Genomic DNA, 16,949 nt, shown 5'->3' with positions numbered 1-16,949 from the left:
ATCCATGCACAATCCCTCCACCTTCGACGCTCCCCGCCCCGCCGCCGCGCGGTCAAGCTGGCTGCGCTATGCGTCGCCCGCACTGTTCTATCCGCTGGCCGGGCGGATGATTCCGTTCTTCGCGGCGGGCGCCGCCCTGCTTGCCGCGGCCGGCTTGTACACGGGCCTCGTGGTGGCGCCCATCGACAGCCAGCAGGGCGAGGTCTACCGCATCCTCTTCATCCACGTGGCCGCGGCCTGGATGTCGATGTTCCTGTATCTGCTGATGGCGGGGTATGCGGCGCTGGGCCTCGTCTTCAATACGCGCCTGTCGTTCATGATGATGCGCGCGCTGGCGCCCACGGGCGCGCTCTTTACCTTCCTGACGCTGTGGACAGGTGCGCTCTGGGGCAAGCCGACCTGGGGCACGTGGTGGGTGTGGGACGCCCGGCTCACGTCCGAGCTGATCCTGCTGTTCCTGTACCTGGGCTTCATGGCCCTGCAGGCCGCCACCGACGACACGCAGCGCGCGGACCGCGGTGGCGCGATCCTGCTGCTGGCGGGCGTGGTGAACGTGCCGATCATCTATTTCTCGGTGCAATGGTGGAGCACGCTGCACCAGGGCGCCTCGATCAACCTGACGTCGGCCCCCAGCATGGCGCGCGTCATGGTGACCGCCATGCTGCTGATGGTGGCGGCCTTCTGGCTGTACAGCGCGGCGGTCGCGCTGGCGCGCGTGCGCGGGATCATTGTGGAGCGCGAGCCGGGCGCCGTGCCATCGGGTGGCACGCCGGCGGCCGGTTCGCCGGACGGCGCGGCGGCTGCCGGCGTGCGCCGCGGCACGCGGTCGGAGGCGCCATGAACTGGGATACGTTTTTTTCGCTGCAGGGCCACGGGCCCTACCTGATGGGCGCCTACGGCGTCACGATCGCGCTGATGGCCTGGGAAGTGCTGGCGCTGTGGCGGCGCGCACGCCGCGCGCGCCGCCCCGGAGGGCCGCGCCGATGACCCCGCGCAAACGCCGCGCGCTCGCCATCGTGGGCGGCCTTGGCCTGTTGGGCCTGGCCACCGCGCTGGTGCTCAACGCGCTGCAATCGAATCTGGTGTTCTTCTTCAGCCCGACGCAGGTGGTGGCGCACGAGGCGCCCGCCAGCGGCAGCTTCCGCGTGGGCGGCCTGGTAGAACAAGGCTCGCTGCGCCGCGACGCCGACGGCCTGACGCTGCGCTTTGCAGTGACGGACACCGCCCATGCCGTGCCCGTCACCTACCAGGGCCTCCTGCCCGATCTGTTCCGCGAGGGCAAGGGCGTGGTGGTGGCGGGCAAGATGGGCACGGACGGCGTATTCCGCGCGACCGAGGTGCTGGCCAAGCACGACGAGAACTACATGCCGCCCGAAGCCGCCGACGCGATCAAGAAGGCGGAGCAGCGCGCGCAGGGTGCGGCGGGCGTACCGGCGGCGGGCGTACCGGCATCGGGCTACGGCCCAGCCCTTCAGGCGGAGGCGCGATGATCCCCGAAATCGGTCTTTTCTGCCTGATCCTCGCGTTGCTGGTCGCGGTGGCGCAAGGCACCCTGCCGCTCATCGGCGCGGCCACCGGCTGGCAGGCCGGGTTGCGTGTGGCCCGGCCCGCCGCCATCGGCCAGTTCGGCCTGACGACGCTGGCCTTCGCCTGCCTGGCGTGGTCGTTCGTTCACAACGATTTTTCGGTGCTGTATGTAGCCGCGAACTCCCATGCCGACCTGCCGGCCGGCTACCGCTTCGCGGCGGTGTGGGGCGGACACGAGGGGTCGCTGCTGCTGTGGCTGTATCTGCTGACCGCGTGGACGCTGGCGGTAGCGCTGTGCAGCAAGCGGCTTCCCCTGCCCTTCGTCGGCCGCGTGCTGGCGGTGATGGGCTGGATCAGCGTGGGCTTCCTGCTGTTCATGCTGTTCCTGTCCAATCCGTTCGAGCGCCTGATCCCGCCCGCCATGGCGGGCCGCGACCTGAACCCGCTGCTGCAGGACCCCGGCATGATCGTGCACCCGCCCATGCTGTACATGGGTTACGTGGGCTTCTCGGTGGCATTCGCCTTTGCCATTGCGGCGCTCCTGTCGGGCGAGCTGGACGCCATGTGGGCGCGCTGGGTGCGGCCGTGGACGCTGGCCGCGTGGACGTTCCTGACCATCGGCATCCTGCTGGGCAGCGCGTGGGCCTACTACGTGCTCGGCTGGGGCGGCTGGTGGTTCTGGGATCCGGTCGAGAACGCGTCGTTCATGCCGTGGCTGGCGGGCACGGCGCTGATCCATTCACTGATCGTGACCGAGCGGCGCGGCGCGTTCCGAAGCTGGACCGTGCTGCTGGCCATCTGCACGTTTTCGCTCAGCATCCTGGGCACGTTCCTGGTCCGTTCGGGTGTGCTGACGTCGGTTCACGCGTTTGCGGTGGACCCGGGCCGGGGCCTGTACATCCTCGCGTTCATGACGCTGATCGTGGGCGGCTCGCTTGCGCTGTACGCATGGCGCGCGCCCACCGTCGGGCTGGGCGGCGGCTTTTCCCTGCTGTCGCGTGAATCGCTGCTGCTGTCCAACAACGTCGTGCTGACGGTCGCGGCGGGCTCGGTGCTGCTGGGCACGCTGTACCCCGTCGTGCTGGACGTGATGGAGTGGGGCAAGATCTCCATCGGGCCGCCCTACTTCGAAGCCGTGTTCGTGCCGCTGATGACACCCGCGATCTTCCTGATGGGGGTCGGACCCGTCGCGCGCTGGAAACAGGCCGAGGTGCCCGAGCTGGGCAAACGCCTGCGCGCGGCCTTCGTGGTCAGCGTGCTGACGGCGGTGCTGGTGCCGCTGGCCATGCCCGGGCCGTCGCGCTTTGGTTCGCCGATGATCGTGCTGGGCTTGTGGCTTGCCGCCTGGTCTGTCGCCAGCGCCGCGGCGCACGCGCGCCAGCGCCTGATGGATGGCGACGGCGAGGTGCTGCGGCGGCTTACGCGCCAGCCACGCGCTTGGTACGGGATGCTGCTGGCGCACGTGGGCGTGGGCATCTTCATCGCGGGCGTCACGCTTGCCAACGGCTACGAGGACAAGCGCGAGCTGCGCGTGGCCGTGGGCGCCACGCAGGAAGCCGGCGGCTACCAGTTCACGTTTGCCGGCATCGGCCCGGCCACCGGCCCCAACTACACCGCGCAACGCGCGGTATTCCACGTCGTGCGGGACGGCAAGCCGGTGGTGACGCTGTATCCCGAAAAGCGCCATTACACCGTGCAGGACATGGCGCTCAGCCAGGCCGACATCGACAGCGGTTTTACCCGCGACCTCTTCGTCGCGCTGGGCGAACCGGTGGCCGGCAACGCCTGGACCGTGCGCATCCAGGTCAAGCCCTTCATGACCTGGATCTGGACCGGCTGCATCCTGATGGCGCTGGGCGGCCTGCTGGCGGCGGGCGATGGCCGCTACCGGCGTGCGCAGCAAGCGCAGACCAAGGCAGAGGCACAGCGGGCAGCGCAGGCCGGCGTGCCGGAGACTGCCCGCGCGGCGCGGGAGGGCTATTGATGCTGCGCTATCTGCTGCCGCTTGCGATCTTTCTGACGATGGCCGTGTTTCTGGCGAAGGGGCTGTCGCGCGACCCGCGCGCGGTGCCGTCCGCGATGATCGACAAACCCGCGCCCGCCATCGGCCTGCCCGACCTGCTGGAGCCCGGCAAGACGCTGGATGTGGAGTCGCAGCGCGGCAAGGTGTGGCTGCTGAATGTGTGGGCGTCCTGGTGCGGCCCCTGCAAGGACGAGCTGCCCGTGCTGCGCGAGGCCGCGCAGCGCCACGGCATTGCGCTTTACGGGCTGAATTATAAGGACAAGCCTGACGAGGCGCGCCAATGGCTGGCGCGCAACGGCAATCCGTACCTCGCGTCCGCCAGCGACGTCGACGGGCGCGTGGGCATCGAGTATGGCGTCTACGGCGTGCCCGAGACCTTTGTAATCGACGGCGACGGCCGCATCCGCTACAAGCACCTGGGCCTCATCACGCCGGAGCTATGGCGCACGCGCCTGCAACCTGTCATCGAGGCGCTGCAATGACCGCCGCGCCTTGTCAGCCTTGCCCGCTGCTTCATCTTTCGCTGCGTCGTCGTTCGCTGCGTCGCCTGCTTCTGCCGCTACTGCTAAGCCTTCTGCTGCTGCCGGCCGCGCTGCTTGCGGCGCCCGGCCCGAACACCGCGCCGGCCCCCGTGCTGTCGGCCGAACAAGAGCAGCGCGCCGACAAGCTGGCGCATGGATTGCGCTGCCTGGTCTGCCAGAATCAGACCCTGGCCGAATCCAATGCGCCGCTGGCGCAGGACATGCGCAACCTCATTCGCGGCCAGCTTGCCGACGGCAAGACCGACGCGCAGATCATGCGCTTTTTCGAAGACCGTTACGGCGACTTCGTGCGCTACGACCCGCCGTTCAAGCCGGTCACCTGGCTGCTCTGGCTGGGCCCCTTTGCGCTGCTGGCGCTGGGCTTTCTGGTGCTGGTGCGCACACTCAAGCGGCGTGCCGGCGTGCGCGCGCCGCTGACCGCGGACGAACGCGCCCGCGCCGCCCGCTTCCTGGATTCCGGCTCATGACCACGCTCTGGCTCATCGTCCTGGCCCTGCTCTTGGCCACCCTGCTCTGCCTGGTGCCGCCGCTGCTGCGCCGCACGCCGGCCGCGGAGACCGCGTCGGACGCCAGCGTGCGTGCCTTCTACCTTGCGCAGCGCGAAAAACTGCGCCGCGATCTCGCCAACGGCGCCCTCACCGCGCAGGCGCACGCCCGCGCCGACGAAGAGCTTCAGCGAGACCTGCTGCAGGATCTGGCGATGCGCCGCGATCCGCGCGCGCGGCTGGGCGGTCAGCGCGCCGGCCTGGCCGCGGCCTGCGTGCTGACGGTGGCCGTTCCGGTGGCCGCGGTGCTGCTGTACGGCCAGCTCGGCAATCCGCGCGCGGTCGCCACCGTCGCCTTGTCACAGGCGCCCGAGCCGCATGCGCAGGCGGCGGACAACGACATGGCGCTGGCGATCAACGCGCTGGCCCAGCGCCTGCGCGCCTCGCCCGATGACGCCGACGGCTGGTACATGCTGGCGCGTTCCTACGAAACGCTGGGCCGCTACAACGACGCCGTCGCCGCTTATCAGGAAGTGCTGCGGTTAGTGCCCGGCCAACCCGCCGTGCTGGCCGATCTGGCCGACGCGCTGCTGTCGGCACGGCAGGGACAGCCCGACGAGGCCTCCATTGCCGCCGTTGCGCAAGCGCTTCAGGCCGATCCCGACCAGCCCAAGGCCCTGGCGCTGGCCGGCATGATGGCGCTGCGCCGCGGAGACGCTGCCGACGCGCTGACGCACTGGGAACGGCTGCGCGCGCTGCTGCCGCCGGACTCCGAGGCCGCGCGGCAGATCCAGACGAACATCGCCCAGGCGCGCGCCATGGCGGCAAGCGGCACGGCGGCGCCCGGCGCAATGGCGCCCGACCCTTCCGCCGGCCCTTCGGTCACGACCGCCCGGCTGGCCGGCCAGGCTCGGATCGCCGACGCCCTGCGCGATCAGGTCCACCCGACCGACACCGTTTTCATCCTGGCGCGCCCCATGACGGGATCGCGCATGCCCGTCGCCATCCTGAAGATGCAGGCCGCGGACCTGCCGCGGGCCTTCGTGCTGGACGACAGCACCGCCATGTCGCCGGACGCCACGCTGTCCAAGGCCGGCAAGGTGCGTGTGGAGATTCGCGTCAGCCGCTCGGGCAACGCCGCCGCCCAGCCCGGAGACCTGCACGGCGTGCTGACGGATGTGGGGCCTCGGGCGGACGGCCTGGCGCTGGTGGCCGACACCGTCGTGCCCTGACGCTTACCGCCGCGCTCGCGGGCCGCCCCCCCAGCCGTCAGACCCGCTCGATCCGGGCAGGCAGGCCTTGCCGCACCGCCGCCCCCGACACCCAATCGATCCAGACGTTGGCGTGCTGACCCCGCGTCGCGTCGCCAAAACCCAGGTCGTTCAGGTTGACGCCCGCGGCCAGCGCCGGATCATGCGGCATTGGCTTGCCATCGACGACATGGACGCGCGCGCCCAGCTCGGTGTGGCCGTAGCCGTGCTCGATGCCCACCGCGCCCGGCTGCACGCCGTCGCGCAGCAACGCCGGCCCTGTCACCGACCCGCCCGGCGTGACGATGCGCACCGTATCGCCGTTGCGGATGCCCAGCCGTTCGCCGTCCTGCCGGTTGATCGACACCGGGTTGTGCGGATGCACCTGGCGCAGGCGGCTCACGCCAATCGACATCGAGCTCATCAGATTGGACTTGAACGAACTCAGCAGGAACGGCCACTCCTGCCGCGGATACGCATCGCGCATGTCGCGCCCGTCCGCCAGCCTGGTCGGATACCAGGTGGGACAGCCGCTGTACCGCTCGCCCGTCATCGCATGACGAAAGCCCGCCAGTTCTTCGCTCCACACCTGCAGCGGCTTGGCGTGCGCCACGCGCGTGCGGCGCGTCTGGCCGCCCTCTTGCGTCCAGGCGTCGTCCATCCGGTCGAATCGCCCGCCGCGGCTCATCAGCATGGCCACCTGCCGCCATTCGGCAGGCTTGAGCTTAGCCTGCAGCAGGTCGCGATAGCGATCGACGCCGGTCAGCGCCATGTCGTCGTCGTTGGCCTGCGGCACCGGCCGTCCCGCGGCAAACGCGATGTTCGCCATGCCGCGCAGGAAGAAGTCCTCGGGCGTATCCAGCGCGTACTTGGCGCCCTCCTTGTCTGAAATCGCGCCCTCGCCGAATCCCGGCATGGCCAGGCGTTTGGCGCACGCGATCAGGAAGGTCTCCAGGCAAACCGGCTCGTTCGTGGCCGTGCGCGCCACGCGCGGCTGCACGGCGGGCCAGCGCACCGTCGAGGCCTTGGCCACCACGTCCGCCCACGGCGCCGACACGCCCCAGCTTTCGTACGTGACCGTGTCCGGCACGATGTAATCGGCCAGCGCGTTGGTCTCGTTGATGAAAGGGTTGATCGACACCGCCAGCGGCAGGATGCGCGGGTCCTTCAGCTTTTCCAGCGCCACGTGCTTGAACCCGGCAATCCCGTAGACCGGGTTGCTCATGTGGTTGAACCAGACCTTGGCGCGGTACGGATAGCCCGCCAGCGCCGAAGCCAGCATCTCGGAACTGAGGCCCCCCGTCGCCGGATACCACGGCGCGGCTGCCGGATAGGCAGGCTGGCCCGCGGCCTTTTTGCGCTTGAATTCGCTGGATTTTTCGTACGGAAAGCGGTTGCGCGACAGCGACACGCCCTTGGGCGTGGCCTTGTTCGCGAAGCCGGCAATGTTGTAGCGCGGCCCCGCGCCGTAAGGCGGAAACGGCCCGGCATCCAGCACCAGTCCGCCTTCCACGTTCAGGTTGCCCACCAGCGTGTTGAGCATGGCGATGGCGTAGGCGGTGTAAAAGCCCGCGCCGCTCATGGTGCCGCCGTGCGCATCGGCCACGGCGCGCTTGCCGTGACTGGTGAAACGCTCGGCCAGGGACGCGATTTTCGCTGCCGGCACGCCGCAGAGCGCGGCGTACTCGTCCAGCGTCTTGCGGCGCGCTTCTTCGCGCAGCAGGTCCAGCGAGGTGCGCACCCGCAGCGCCGCTTGCGGACCCGCCAAGCCCGGCGCGACGACCGGCTCGTCGACAAACAGCGCGGCCGGCGAGGCCGTCGTGTGCGGCGCCAGCGTGCCGTCCGCCAGACGCACGACGTAGACGTCCTCCCATTTCTCGTCCGCGTCGGCCGGGCGCGCCCAGCCCATATCGGCGCCGCGCAAAAAGGCGCCCAGGCGCGGATGGCCCGGTTCGGCCACCACCAGGTGCGTGGCGTTGGTCCACGCCGATTCGCCCGCCGCCTTCATGGCGGCGGGGCCCGGCTGCGCCAGCATGCGCGCGTCGAAGCGTTCGTTGTCCAGAATCCAGCGGATCAGCCCCATGGCCAGCGCCAGATCGCTAGCCGGATTGACGGGCACCCATTCATTGCCCGATCCCGCCGACAGGCTGGACGAGGCCGGCAGCACGGGCGACACCACCACGTAGCTGAATCCCGATTCCTGCGGGCGCACGCGCGCCTCGGCCAGCTGACGGGCCTGGCGCTGAAAAGGGTTGCCCGCCTGTGCCGGCGCCGCGCCAATGAAGAGCCCGAAACGTGCGTTGTCCCAGTCCGGCTTGCCGTGCGGCATGCCCTTCAGGTCGCCCAGCGCCGCGCCCGCCCCCACCCGGAAACTCTGCCCGCAGTACGAGCCGTGATTGCTGAAGTTGAGGGTGCCGAAGGACTGTCCCGCAAAGCGCTGGATCAGCGGCGTGCGCCCTTCGTTGGACGCGTCGGTGAACAGGAACTGGTTGACCTTCGCGCCGTACTCGGGATTGTCGGCGTCCAGCGGCGTCTCGCGGTCGTAGATCGCGCGCAGGCCGTCCACGTGGCCTTCGCCAAACAGATCGCCGCCTTCACAGACTTCCTCGACCAGTTGCTCGAAGCTGATCGTCTGCCACTTGCCCTCGCCGCGCTTGCCCACCCGCTTCAAGGGCTGCAGCACGCGATACGGGCTGTCCATCTGTTCCAGCATGGCCGAGCCGCGCGCGCACGAGGTGGCGCGCCCTTCCAGGCCGCTGTCGCCGCCCAATTGCGCGTAGACCTCGCGCACCGGAGTCTCCATGGCCGCGGGCCGCGTCGTGGCCAGCGGGTGATACGGGTTGCCAGCGACGCGCAGGATGCGGTTCTCGGCCGTGTCCACGCGCAACCGCACGCCGCATTGCGTCCAGCAGCCCAGGCAGCTCGACGGGCTGACCGTCTGCCCCGGCTGGGCGCTGAGCGCACCAGTCAGCGGGTCGATGCGGAACTCTGGCGGCAGCGAGTTGCCGCGCACGGCATGCGCCGTCGGCACGCCGGCCGTGCCTTGCGCCAGCCCCTTGACCGCCTTGACCACCGTGTCGCCGTAGCCCGCGGCAAACGCCGCCATGCCGCCGGCCGCCAGGCCGCCGCGCACCATGAGCTTGCGGCGGGCCTCGTCGCGAGGCAGATCCGGGCTGTCGTCCGCGGCGCCGGGCTTGTCGTCTTTGTGTTGCTTGTCCATTGCGTTCTTATCCATGTGCTTTCGTCTCGGCGCGCGCTCAGGCGGCCACGGCGCGTGTGCGCGCGGGGAAGATGTCCAGGGCCCAGGTCACGACGGTGATCAGCGCCACGCACAGCCCCAGCACGCCCACCATGCCCAGCAGTCCGTCGCTGCCCCAGGGCATGTCGTACAGGTACAGCCCCGCGCCGTACTTGGGCACGCCCTGCACGCTCATGAAGACCACCCACCGGAAGATCCACGCCGCACCCAGCATGGTCAGCGCCAACGCGGCCGACGGCAGGGGCGCGGCCAGCGTGCGTGCCGGCCGCTGCAGCAGCGCGACGATGCAGAAGGCGGTGATGACCGCGCCCGCCAGGCTCAGACGCCAGACCGGAAAGTCCGCGAAAAGCCGCAGCGCCGCCTCGAAAGACGCATCGAGTCCCGAGAGGCCCAGCAACGCCCACGCCCCCGCGCCCATCGCCATCATCACGACCGCGGTCACGCTCAGCCGGCGCAGCATCGCCACCGGCAACACGCGCAGTCCGCCGGGCAGCCACCGGCCCACCAGGAACATCGCGCCCAGCGCGCCCAGCCAGGCGGTCAGCGCAAAGTTCACCGGCAGGAACACGGTGTGCCACAAGGGCCGCGAGCGCAGCACCATGACCTCGGCGCCGGTGTAGACCAGAATGGACAGCGCCGACAGCGCGAGTGCCGCCGCCACCACCCGCAGCCACCCCATCCGGCCCCACCACCACGCCGCGCAGAACAGCAGCGCCAGCGTCACGAAGACCGGCAGCAGCAATGCCCCCAGCCACATCCAGGACCACGGCGTGATGTGCGCATAGAAGTGCCAGAAGCGGCCGGGCTGGTGCAGGTCGGCCAACAGCGACACCGGCGCAGCGATGGCGCTGACCAGCAGCACCGTCACCGCCGCCGGCAGCAGGCGGCGCGCGTCGGAGTCGGCCCGGCCGAAGGCCGCGAAGGCGGCGGTCAGCGCGGTGGTGGCGCTGATGCCGATAAGAAAGAAATACTGCACGGCCCAAGGCAGCCAGGCGGCGTCGTAGACCGGCGTGAGCAATTCAGATATTTGCATGAGTGTCCCCTTCCTTGGCTCAGTGGCCGCCCGCCAGGCGCACGCCGGCCTGGCCGTCGACCTGATGCACGAACGCATCGGGCAGGCCGATGTAAAAGACGTGGGGATCGGTCTTCATCTCGGGCTTGAGCACCTTGATGTCGGCCTTGTGTTCGGCCAGCAAGTGCGAAATGGCGCTGTCCGGATCGTTCATGTCCCCGATCACCCGGGCGCCGCCCACGCAGCTTTCCACGCAAGCGGGCAGCAACCCCGCTTCCAGCCGGTGCTCGCAGAACGTGCACTTGTCGGCCGTCTGGGTCTCGTGATTGATGAAGCGCGCATCGTAGGGACAGGCCTGCACGCAGTAACCGCACCCCACGCAGCGCGCGTTGTCGACCAGCACGATGCCGTCTTCGCGCTGGAAGGTCGCCTGCACCGGGCAGACCGGCACACAGGGCGGCTTGTCGCAGTGGTTGCACAGGCGCGGCAGCATGACCATCGAACACGGCCCGCCCGCGTCGGGCGTGACCTCGTACTGCAGGACGGTGGTGCGGAACTGCCCGATGGGCGGCACGTTCTCCAGTGAACAGCTCACCGTACAGGACTGGCAGCCGATGCATTTGCGCATGTCGACAACCATGCCGTAGCGCTTGCCTGCCATGCCGGGCCGGCGCGGCGGCTGCCCGTTGAGCCCGGGCGCGGCGTCGGCATGAATGGGAATGACGGTGGCCGCGGCGCCCAGGCCGAGCAGCCCTTTCAGAAAGCCACGCTTGCCCGGCAGCGGTGTTTCCGGGGGGCTGGTGGGGGTGTGCATCGTTAAACTCCGAAACGTTTAGGTGTTACGGAAATTAACTTATCACCTGTAGTTATATAGCGCCTTGATAAGCGTCAATTGGGGGACGGAGTCAGGGTGGCGGCGGGCGGTTGGCCCGGACGCCCCATCAGGGCGTTGGAAGCGTCAGCGCCGGTTCCCAAGCCGCCAGCTTTTGCGCGAAGCTGGCCGAAGCATGCGCGGGGCTGGTCGAAGGCAGTTCAAAAAACTGGATCGAGGCGGCAGCAGGCAGGTTGGGCAACGCATGCCGCCGGAACATCGCCGCGGCCTTCGCGCCGTTGAAACAGATGCGCGCGATCGAGGGATAGCGGCCCAGGAAGGCGTTGAAATCGTTCGGCACCAGCGTGTCGCCCCGGATATCGGCGTCCAGGCTGCCCGGCCGTTCGCACGCCTGCAGCACATCCCACAGCGCCACGCGGTTCGACCGCAGTGCCTGCAACCGCTCGTCGTAGCCCAGCCCGGCGTCAAACCCGAATATCCGCGCCGCCAGCGGCCAGAATGCGTTGCGCGGATGCGCGTAATACTGCGCCTGCCGCAGCGACGCCACGCCCGGCATGGAGCCCAGCACCAGCACGCGCGGGCCGTCCCCCACCACCGGGGCAAATCCCGTAACCACCGCCTCGCGCCGCGCCGCCGCGATGTCGTCCCTGATCTTGTCCATGCCCGGAAGGATACCCGCCGCGAGGCTGGCCCGCCCGCCTCGCCCGCATTGATCGTTCGCCACATGGAACGGTGCTTATCAATCACGAGCACTACCGGGAATGCCGATCCGCCCTTATCTTCTTGCCTATGACGAACGGCCCCGAAGGGGCCGCGCAACAGGAAACCTCACCATGAAGAAGATCCTCGGCGTGCACGCCAGCCCCCGTCCCCACTGGGTGGGCGACGGATTTCCGGTGCGCTCCATGTTCTCGTACAACGACAAGGGCCGAGACACCAGCCCGTTCCTGCTGCTGGACTACGCCGGTCCCGCCGAATTCGGTCCGGCCAGCCAGCCCCGCGGCGTCGGCCAGCACCCGCACCGCGGCTTCGAGACCGTGACCATCGTCTACAGCGGTGAAGTCGAACACCGCGACTCCACCGGCAACGGCGGCGTCATCGGCCCCGGCGACGTCCAGTGGATGACGGCGGCGTCCGGCATCCTGCACGAGGAATTCCATTCCCACGCCTTCACCCGCACGGGCGGCAAACTGGAAATGGTGCAGCTCTGGGTCAACCTGCCCGCCAAGGACAAGAAGGCGCCGGCCGGCTACCAGGGCATTCTGAACGCAGACATACCGGTCGTGGACCTGCCCGACGACGCAGGCACGCTCCGCGTGATCGCTGGCAATTACGCTGGCCAAACAGGCCCGGCCCGGACCTTTACGCCGATGGACGTGTGGGACGTGAAGCTGACGGCGGGCAAGACGGCAACCTTCCCCGTTGCCGCGGGCCGCAACAGCATGCTCGTCATGCTGCGCGGCACGGTGCTGGTCAACGGCGAATCCGTCGCGCGGGATGCGCAATTGGCACTGTTCTCCAAAGAGGGCGAGGACATCACGGTCGAAGCGAATAACGACGCGGTGTTTTTGATCTTGAGCGGGGAGCCGATCGATGAACCCGTGGTCGGGTACGGGCCGTTTGTGATGAACTCGCAAGCGGAAATCGTCGAGGCGATCCAGGACTTCAATGCCGGAAAGTATGGGCAGATGGGGTAAGGGTTGCCGCATCGTGAAGGGAAAAGCCGCGCAATCTTGCGCGGCTTTTTGCGTTTTGGGCCCTCCCCGCGCCGGCTTGTTCACTGAGCGGGCGGAATCGACAGTTCAAAGAAAAAAGAGGAACGCAGCGGCAATCGCCGTGGGCACCAGCGCACCAGACAACAACCCAAGCATGCCGACCGCACCATTGGCGAAACCGCCTCGAAGCAACGCCACGCCCGCCGGATTGGGCGCGTTGGCGATGACGGTCAACCCGCCGCCAGCCACCGCGCCGGCCACCAGCATGTACTGCGCCTGGTCGGAAATGCCGTCAATGAGTGAACCCAGATAGGTCAGCGCGGCATTGTCCGTGATTGCGGTCAGCGCCAATGCGCCCACAAACAGCACGTTGGGTTCGAGCCCGCTCACGATGGGTTGCAACCACCATTGCTGCATGCCGCCCAACACGACCAGCCCTGCAAGAAAGAAGCCGACCAACAGCGCCTCTTTGATGATGAGCGGACTCTGACTGGCCTTGTAAGCCTGCGTGTAACCGATGAAAAACAGGAACAGCGCCAGGAAGATGATCGGGTGGTGCGCGGTGAACACGACCGCGGCCAAAAAGAACAGGTGCACGGCGATGACGACCGGCGACATTGGCGCCGCGGCCTTCCTGGCCGACAACACATCCCCAGAACGCAGGTAAGGACGCAGCAACAGGGTCACGAGCGTGGCGTTGACCAGCACGGCCAGCGCCGCCTTCCAGCCAAACGTGGTGAACATGAACGCGCTATCCCACCCCCACGTCGAGGCCACCATCAGAACGGGCGGCGCCGCATAGGACGTCAGCGTCCCGCCGATCGAGATGTTCACGAACAGGACACCCAGCGCCAGATACTTCAGCCGCTCCGGCATGTCGCGATGGAAGACCTGGGGCGCCAGCATCATGGCCGCAATCGTCATGGCGGCCGGTTCGGTCACCAGGGATCCCGCCAACGGAACCAGCGCCAGGCACAGCCACGCCTTGGCGGTCTGATCCTGAACGGGCAGGACCCGCGCGACGCGTTCCACAAGCCGCATCACCACCGTCAACACCGGCAACGAGGCCGCGATGACCATCACGACAAATACGAAAGCCGGTTCCGTGTAGTTGCGCGATTCGGCATACGCCAGCGCCGTGCTGCCCGAGGCGGCCAACGCCATCAGAATGAGCAGGATCGCCGCCCAAAATCCAAAAACGACTTCGACCTCACCCAAGAGATGCAGCAGACCGCCATGACGTTTGCTGCGATGCGCCAGGCGCAGGAAGATCGGCGCGGAAAAGGTGTGCAGCAGGGCAATCGCAAACACGATGGCGGCGAGGATTTGCAGACCGGACTCTGTCACGTTGGCGTTCCTGTGTGAAAAAGGGATGGGTGTTTGTGACCCGGATGTCAGAACCGAGCGGACGAGACCCGCGCAACTTCCACCCAGAGGCGCGTCATGACGACATGCCTGACCAGGTCGAACAGGTGCGCAGGCGCATTGGCGGGCACGAGAACACGCCGTATCAGTCCCTGCAAATCCACGCGCACGCACGGCTGAGATGCGGGCCGCCCGCGTTGGCGTGAAAGCGTTCGCAGGCGCACGCGGCTCTTTGAGGGCATGTCGATTTTCAGTACGGCGTCTTCCGGGGGCAGCACCGCGTGATGCAGCGCGTCGAGTGTCGTGCAGACATAGACAGAACCCGGATCGGCCGCGTCATCCTGGATTTGCCGGTTCCATTCCTGAGAACCGACCAAGGTTGCCGTGGAGCCGCGCTTTGGAAGGTCAAAGCGCAAGTGGCTGAATTCAAGCAGTTCGATGAATTCCACAAAGGGAAGCTCGCGAACGACCGTCAGCGCCTGTCCGGCCTTGTTGGTGTCCTGACTCAGCCCCAGTTGCTTCATCACTCCCTCCTGTAAATACAAAAAGGGGCCAGCCAGTGGCCCCCGAATATCGGCGCGTCGCCGCTTGGCGGTCAGGCGTTGGCCTGGACGCGCTCAAGCTCACGGACGCGCTTGCGATTGCGCACCGTCGAAAACACCAGCCAGGCGGCAAGTGCCAGGATCGCGTAGACAAAACCGGCGCTGATCGGACGATCGACGAAGACGCTCATGCTGCCACGCGACAACAGCAACGCACGGCGGAAGTTCTCTTCGACCATCGGACCCAGCACGAAACCCAGCAAGAGCGGCGCGGGGGAAAACCGCAGCTTCAGGAACAGGTAGCCGACCAGGCCGAGCACCAGCACCATGCCCACGTCGAACAGGTTGTTGTTGGTGCTGTAGACGCCGACACACACGAAGAACAGCGCAGACGGAAAAAGATACTTGTAGGGGACTTTCAACAGTCTTGCCCACATGCCGATCAGCGGCAGGTTCATCACGACGAGCATGATGTTGCCGATCCAGAAGCTGGCAATCAGCCCCCAGAACAGGTCGGCGTGTTCGGTCACCATCTGCGGACCAGGCTGAATGCCGTGGATGATCAGCGCGCCCAGCATCAGGGCCATCACCGAGTCGCCGGGAATGCCCAGGCTCATGGTGGGAATGAAGCTGGTCTGCGCGGCCGAGTTGTTGGCCGCTTCCGGACCCGCCACGCCTTCAATGGCGCCATTGCCAAAGCGCTTGGGGGTCTTCGAAACGCGCTTTTCCACGGCATAGGACATGAACGACGCGATCGTCGCGCCCGTGCCAGGCAAGATGCCCAGGACGGCGCCGATGGCGCTGCCGCGTGCGACCGGCATGGCCGATTTCTTGATATCGCCGGGTTCCGGGCGCACCGACATCTTGGGGCCCGCGCCCACGGTGGTGGCCTTGCCAATGCGGTTGACGTTGGCAAAGAAGTCCGCAAGACCAAACAGGCCCATCGCCAGCGCCACCAGCGGGATGCCGTCGCTCAGTTCAATGACGCCGAAGCCGTAGCGGATGGTTCCCGTGTTGACGTCGGTGCCCACGACACCCAGCAGCAACCCGAGAAAGACCATTGCAATGCCCTTGATCGCCGAGCCCTTGGCCAGCGTTGCGCCAGCAAACAAGCCCAGCATCATCATCGAGAAATATTCCGCCGGGCCGAACTGGAAAGCAACCTCAACCAGCAGCGGCGAAAACAGGATCATGATGACGATGCCCACGCTGGCGCCGACGAAGGACGCCATGACCAGCATGAACAGGGCCGATCCTGACTTGCCCTGCCGGGCCAGGGGATTGCCGTCCAGGCACGTCACCGCGTGTGACGGCGTACCGGGCAAATTCAGCAAAATGCAGGTGATGCCGCCGCCATACTGCGCGCCGTAGTAAATTCCGGCCAGCATCATCAGCGCGGCTACCGGGGTCATCGCGTAGGTCAGCGGCAGCAGGATCGAGATGGCCGCCAGCACGCCCATGCCCGGCAGCACGCCGATCATGTTGCCCATGAAGACGCCAAAGAGCGACCACAGCAGGTTCTCCCACTGCAACGCCACGGAAAAGCCATGCAATACGTTATCGAAAAGATCCATGATTCAACCCCAGCGCAGCATCGGAAACTGCAGTTGCAGCGCCCAGGAAAACACCACCGCGCCAAAGACGGTCATCGCAAGCGCGAGGATGGCGGCGGACTTGACCGAGTTGGACGTATCGCCCAGCGCAGAGACAAACACCAGCGCGAAGGTGGCGGGCAGGAATCCCAGGTAACTGCCCAGGATGATGAACAGCGCGATGCCGCCCGCGATGCACGCCATGCCGCGCACGCGCTCACGCTGCGTTGGCTGGGGCAATTGCTCTTCCAACATCTCTTCCTGCACTTCATCAGGGTCGGGGCTAAGCGGGACCAGGATGCCCAGCGCCACCAGAAAGCAGCCGACCATCAGGGGAAAATAACCGGGGCCCATCCGGGCCAGTTCCCCGATGTTGTACGAGATCGCTTCAAGAATAGTCAGCGCGCCGCACAGGGCAATGAACGCCCCGCCCCATAAATCGCGCTTTCTGGAAAATATGGTGCTGCCCACGGCTTGCTCCCCTGTTTGTTGTCGAAAGATCCTGGCGCGCGGATTGTCGCGAGCCGAAGGAGGAGGCACTTTAAGAAGGACGCCTTGCAATTCGCTTTCACGGCTGGACGCGCGAAATTCGGGTAAACCAGCAGCGGCGGCCAGAGACGTTCACGCTGGCGTGAATGAATGAACAGCCGTTCACACGGCATGTTCACAAAAGTGAACAACGCCCGGCGATTTCTCACCGGATAAGCGGTTGGCACGGATCTTGTCCACGCGCCGCTCGCTTTCCATTGCTTGCAACTGCAATGCCCGAATCGTCCAAGGCATAATCGGCCTTTTCCGCCTGCTG

General features: G+C 67.2%; 16 protein-coding genes. 8 read left to right on the top strand and 8 right to left on the bottom strand.

The window, feature by feature from the left end; translation table 11 throughout:
- Window positions 1-4 precede the first annotated feature (4 nt).
- From ccmC to ccmI, 7 genes are read left to right on the top strand one after another with little or no spacing between them, the layout of a single operon-like run.
- Window positions 5-841 carry a heme ABC transporter permease CcmC gene (gene ccmC, locus V6V88_RS10270; protein WP_338619192.1) on the top strand — a complete coding sequence of 279 codons (837 nt, stop codon included), beginning with the start codon at window positions 5-7 and terminating at the stop codon, window positions 839-841.
- Window positions 838-987, top strand: a complete 150-nt coding sequence (ccmD, locus tag V6V88_RS10265) for a heme exporter protein CcmD (protein WP_056316183.1) — start codon at window positions 838-840, stop codon at window positions 985-987. Before ccmC ends, ccmD begins: the two co-directional genes overlap by 4 nt.
- On the top strand, window positions 984-1,490 hold the full coding sequence (gene ccmE / locus V6V88_RS10260) for a cytochrome c maturation protein CcmE (RefSeq protein ID WP_223575253.1): 507 nt from the start codon (window positions 984-986) through the stop codon (window positions 1,488-1,490). The genes ccmD and ccmE overlap by 4 nt, the downstream gene beginning before the upstream one ends.
- Complete coding sequence (locus tag V6V88_RS10255; protein WP_338619190.1) at window positions 1,487-3,511, top strand: heme lyase CcmF/NrfE family subunit; 2,025 nt, start codon at window positions 1,487-1,489, stop codon at window positions 3,509-3,511. Before ccmE ends, V6V88_RS10255 begins: the two co-directional genes overlap by 4 nt.
- Entirely contained in the window at window positions 3,511-4,032 is a 522-nt protein-coding gene (locus V6V88_RS10250; protein ID WP_062841797.1) for a DsbE family thiol:disulfide interchange protein, read from the top strand. The genes V6V88_RS10255 and V6V88_RS10250 overlap by 1 nt, the downstream gene beginning before the upstream one ends.
- Before the next feature lie 56 nt (window positions 4,033-4,088).
- The gene (locus tag V6V88_RS10245) at window positions 4,089-4,559 is read left to right on the top strand and encodes a cytochrome c-type biogenesis protein (RefSeq protein WP_223576485.1); all 471 of its coding nucleotides are present in this window, start codon (window positions 4,089-4,091) and stop codon (window positions 4,557-4,559) included.
- Complete coding sequence (gene ccmI / locus V6V88_RS10240; protein WP_223575249.1) at window positions 4,556-5,809, top strand: c-type cytochrome biogenesis protein CcmI; 1,254 nt, start codon at window positions 4,556-4,558, stop codon at window positions 5,807-5,809. The genes V6V88_RS10245 and ccmI overlap by 4 nt, the downstream gene beginning before the upstream one ends.
- Before the next feature lie 37 nt (window positions 5,810-5,846).
- On the opposite strand, the gene V6V88_RS10235 is transcribed toward ccmI, so the two are convergent.
- From V6V88_RS10235 to V6V88_RS10220, 4 genes are all read right to left on the bottom strand, one after another.
- A complete protein-coding gene (locus V6V88_RS10235) occupies window positions 5,847-9,062 on the bottom strand; it encodes a tetrathionate reductase subunit A (RefSeq protein ID WP_223575247.1) in 3,216 nt (1,071 codons plus the stop codon).
- Window positions 9,063-9,084: 22 nt separating this feature from the next.
- Window positions 9,085-10,119 carry an NrfD/PsrC family molybdoenzyme membrane anchor subunit gene (gene nrfD / locus V6V88_RS10230; protein ID WP_062841800.1) on the bottom strand — a complete coding sequence of 345 codons (1,035 nt, stop codon included), beginning with the start codon at window positions 10,117-10,119 and terminating at the stop codon, window positions 9,085-9,087.
- 19 nt (window positions 10,120-10,138) lie between these two features.
- The gene (dsrO, locus tag V6V88_RS10225) at window positions 10,139-10,912 is read right to left on the bottom strand and encodes a sulfate reduction electron transfer complex DsrMKJOP subunit DsrO (protein ID WP_062841801.1); all 774 of its coding nucleotides are present in this window, start codon (window positions 10,910-10,912) and stop codon (window positions 10,139-10,141) included.
- 127 nt (window positions 10,913-11,039) lie between these two features.
- Window positions 11,040-11,591 carry a DNA-deoxyinosine glycosylase gene (locus V6V88_RS10220; RefSeq protein WP_338619187.1) on the bottom strand — a complete coding sequence of 184 codons (552 nt, stop codon included), beginning with the start codon at window positions 11,589-11,591 and terminating at the stop codon, window positions 11,040-11,042.
- 172 nt (window positions 11,592-11,763) lie between these two features.
- On the opposite strand from V6V88_RS10220, the gene V6V88_RS10215 reads away from it, so the two are divergent.
- Window positions 11,764-12,627 (top strand): pirin family protein, encoded by an 864-nt coding sequence (locus V6V88_RS10215; protein WP_062841802.1) that lies wholly within the window; start codon window positions 11,764-11,766, stop codon window positions 12,625-12,627.
- Window positions 12,628-12,732: 105 nt separating this feature from the next.
- Here the strand turns inward: V6V88_RS10215 and V6V88_RS10210 are convergent, their stop codons facing one another.
- The 4 genes from V6V88_RS10210 to V6V88_RS10195 form a co-directional block, all read right to left on the bottom strand.
- Window positions 12,733-13,992: a putative Na+/H+ antiporter gene (locus V6V88_RS10210; RefSeq protein WP_280148706.1), complete on the bottom strand. Its 1,260-nt coding sequence runs from the start codon at window positions 13,990-13,992 to the stop codon at window positions 12,733-12,735.
- Window positions 13,993-14,039: 47 nt separating this feature from the next.
- A complete protein-coding gene (locus V6V88_RS10205) occupies window positions 14,040-14,534 on the bottom strand; it encodes a hypothetical protein (protein WP_223575239.1) in 495 nt (164 codons plus the stop codon).
- A gap of 71 nt (window positions 14,535-14,605) precedes the next feature.
- Window positions 14,606-16,126, bottom strand: coding sequence for a tripartite tricarboxylate transporter permease (locus V6V88_RS10200; protein WP_280148704.1), 1,521 nt, complete (start codon window positions 16,124-16,126; stop codon window positions 14,606-14,608).
- 3 nt (window positions 16,127-16,129) lie between these two features.
- Complete coding sequence (locus V6V88_RS10195) at window positions 16,130-16,615, bottom strand: tripartite tricarboxylate transporter TctB family protein (RefSeq protein WP_223575234.1); 486 nt, start codon at window positions 16,613-16,615, stop codon at window positions 16,130-16,132.
- Window positions 16,616-16,949 lie beyond the last annotated feature (334 nt).

It is taken from the genome of Achromobacter sp. E1 (assembly GCF_037039475.1).
GTDB lineage: Bacteria > Pseudomonadota > Gammaproteobacteria > Burkholderiales > Burkholderiaceae_B > Achromobacter > Achromobacter mucicolens.
Note: the sequence above shows the minus strand (reverse complement) of the source record. Positions and strands in the feature narration are given on the sequence as shown.

Bases quoted from the DNA above. Each gene is read 5' to 3' on its own strand.
- V6V88_RS10220 (WP_338619187.1), bottom strand. From the start codon at position 11,591: ATGGACAAGATCAGGGACGACATCGCGGCGGCGCGGCGCGAGGCGGTG.
- nrfD (WP_062841800.1), bottom strand. From the start codon at position 10,119: ATGCAAATATCTGAATTGCTCACGCCGGTCTACGACGCCGCCTGGCTG.
- V6V88_RS10255 (WP_338619190.1), top strand. From the start codon at position 1,487: ATGATCCCCGAAATCGGTCTTTTCTGCCTGATCCTCGCGTTGCTGGTC.
- ccmI (WP_223575249.1), top strand. From the start codon at position 4,556: ATGACCACGCTCTGGCTCATCGTCCTGGCCCTGCTCTTGGCCACCCTG.
- ccmE (WP_223575253.1), top strand. From the start codon at position 984: ATGACCCCGCGCAAACGCCGCGCGCTCGCCATCGTGGGCGGCCTTGGC.
- dsrO (WP_062841801.1), bottom strand. From the start codon at position 10,912: ATGCACACCCCCACCAGCCCCCCGGAAACACCGCTGCCGGGCAAGCGT.
- ccmD (WP_056316183.1), top strand. From the start codon at position 838: ATGAACTGGGATACGTTTTTTTCGCTGCAGGGCCACGGGCCCTACCTG.
- V6V88_RS10235 (WP_223575247.1), bottom strand. From the start codon at position 9,062: ATGGATAAGAACGCAATGGACAAGCAACACAAAGACGACAAGCCCGGC.
- V6V88_RS10205 (WP_223575239.1), bottom strand. From the start codon at position 14,534: ATGAAGCAACTGGGGCTGAGTCAGGACACCAACAAGGCCGGACAGGCG.
- V6V88_RS10250 (WP_062841797.1), top strand. From the start codon at position 3,511: ATGCTGCGCTATCTGCTGCCGCTTGCGATCTTTCTGACGATGGCCGTG.
- ccmC (WP_338619192.1), top strand. From the start codon at position 5: ATGCACAATCCCTCCACCTTCGACGCTCCCCGCCCCGCCGCCGCGCGG.
- V6V88_RS10200 (WP_280148704.1), bottom strand. From the start codon at position 16,126: ATGGATCTTTTCGATAACGTATTGCATGGCTTTTCCGTGGCGTTGCAG.
- V6V88_RS10215 (WP_062841802.1), top strand. From the start codon at position 11,764: ATGAAGAAGATCCTCGGCGTGCACGCCAGCCCCCGTCCCCACTGGGTG.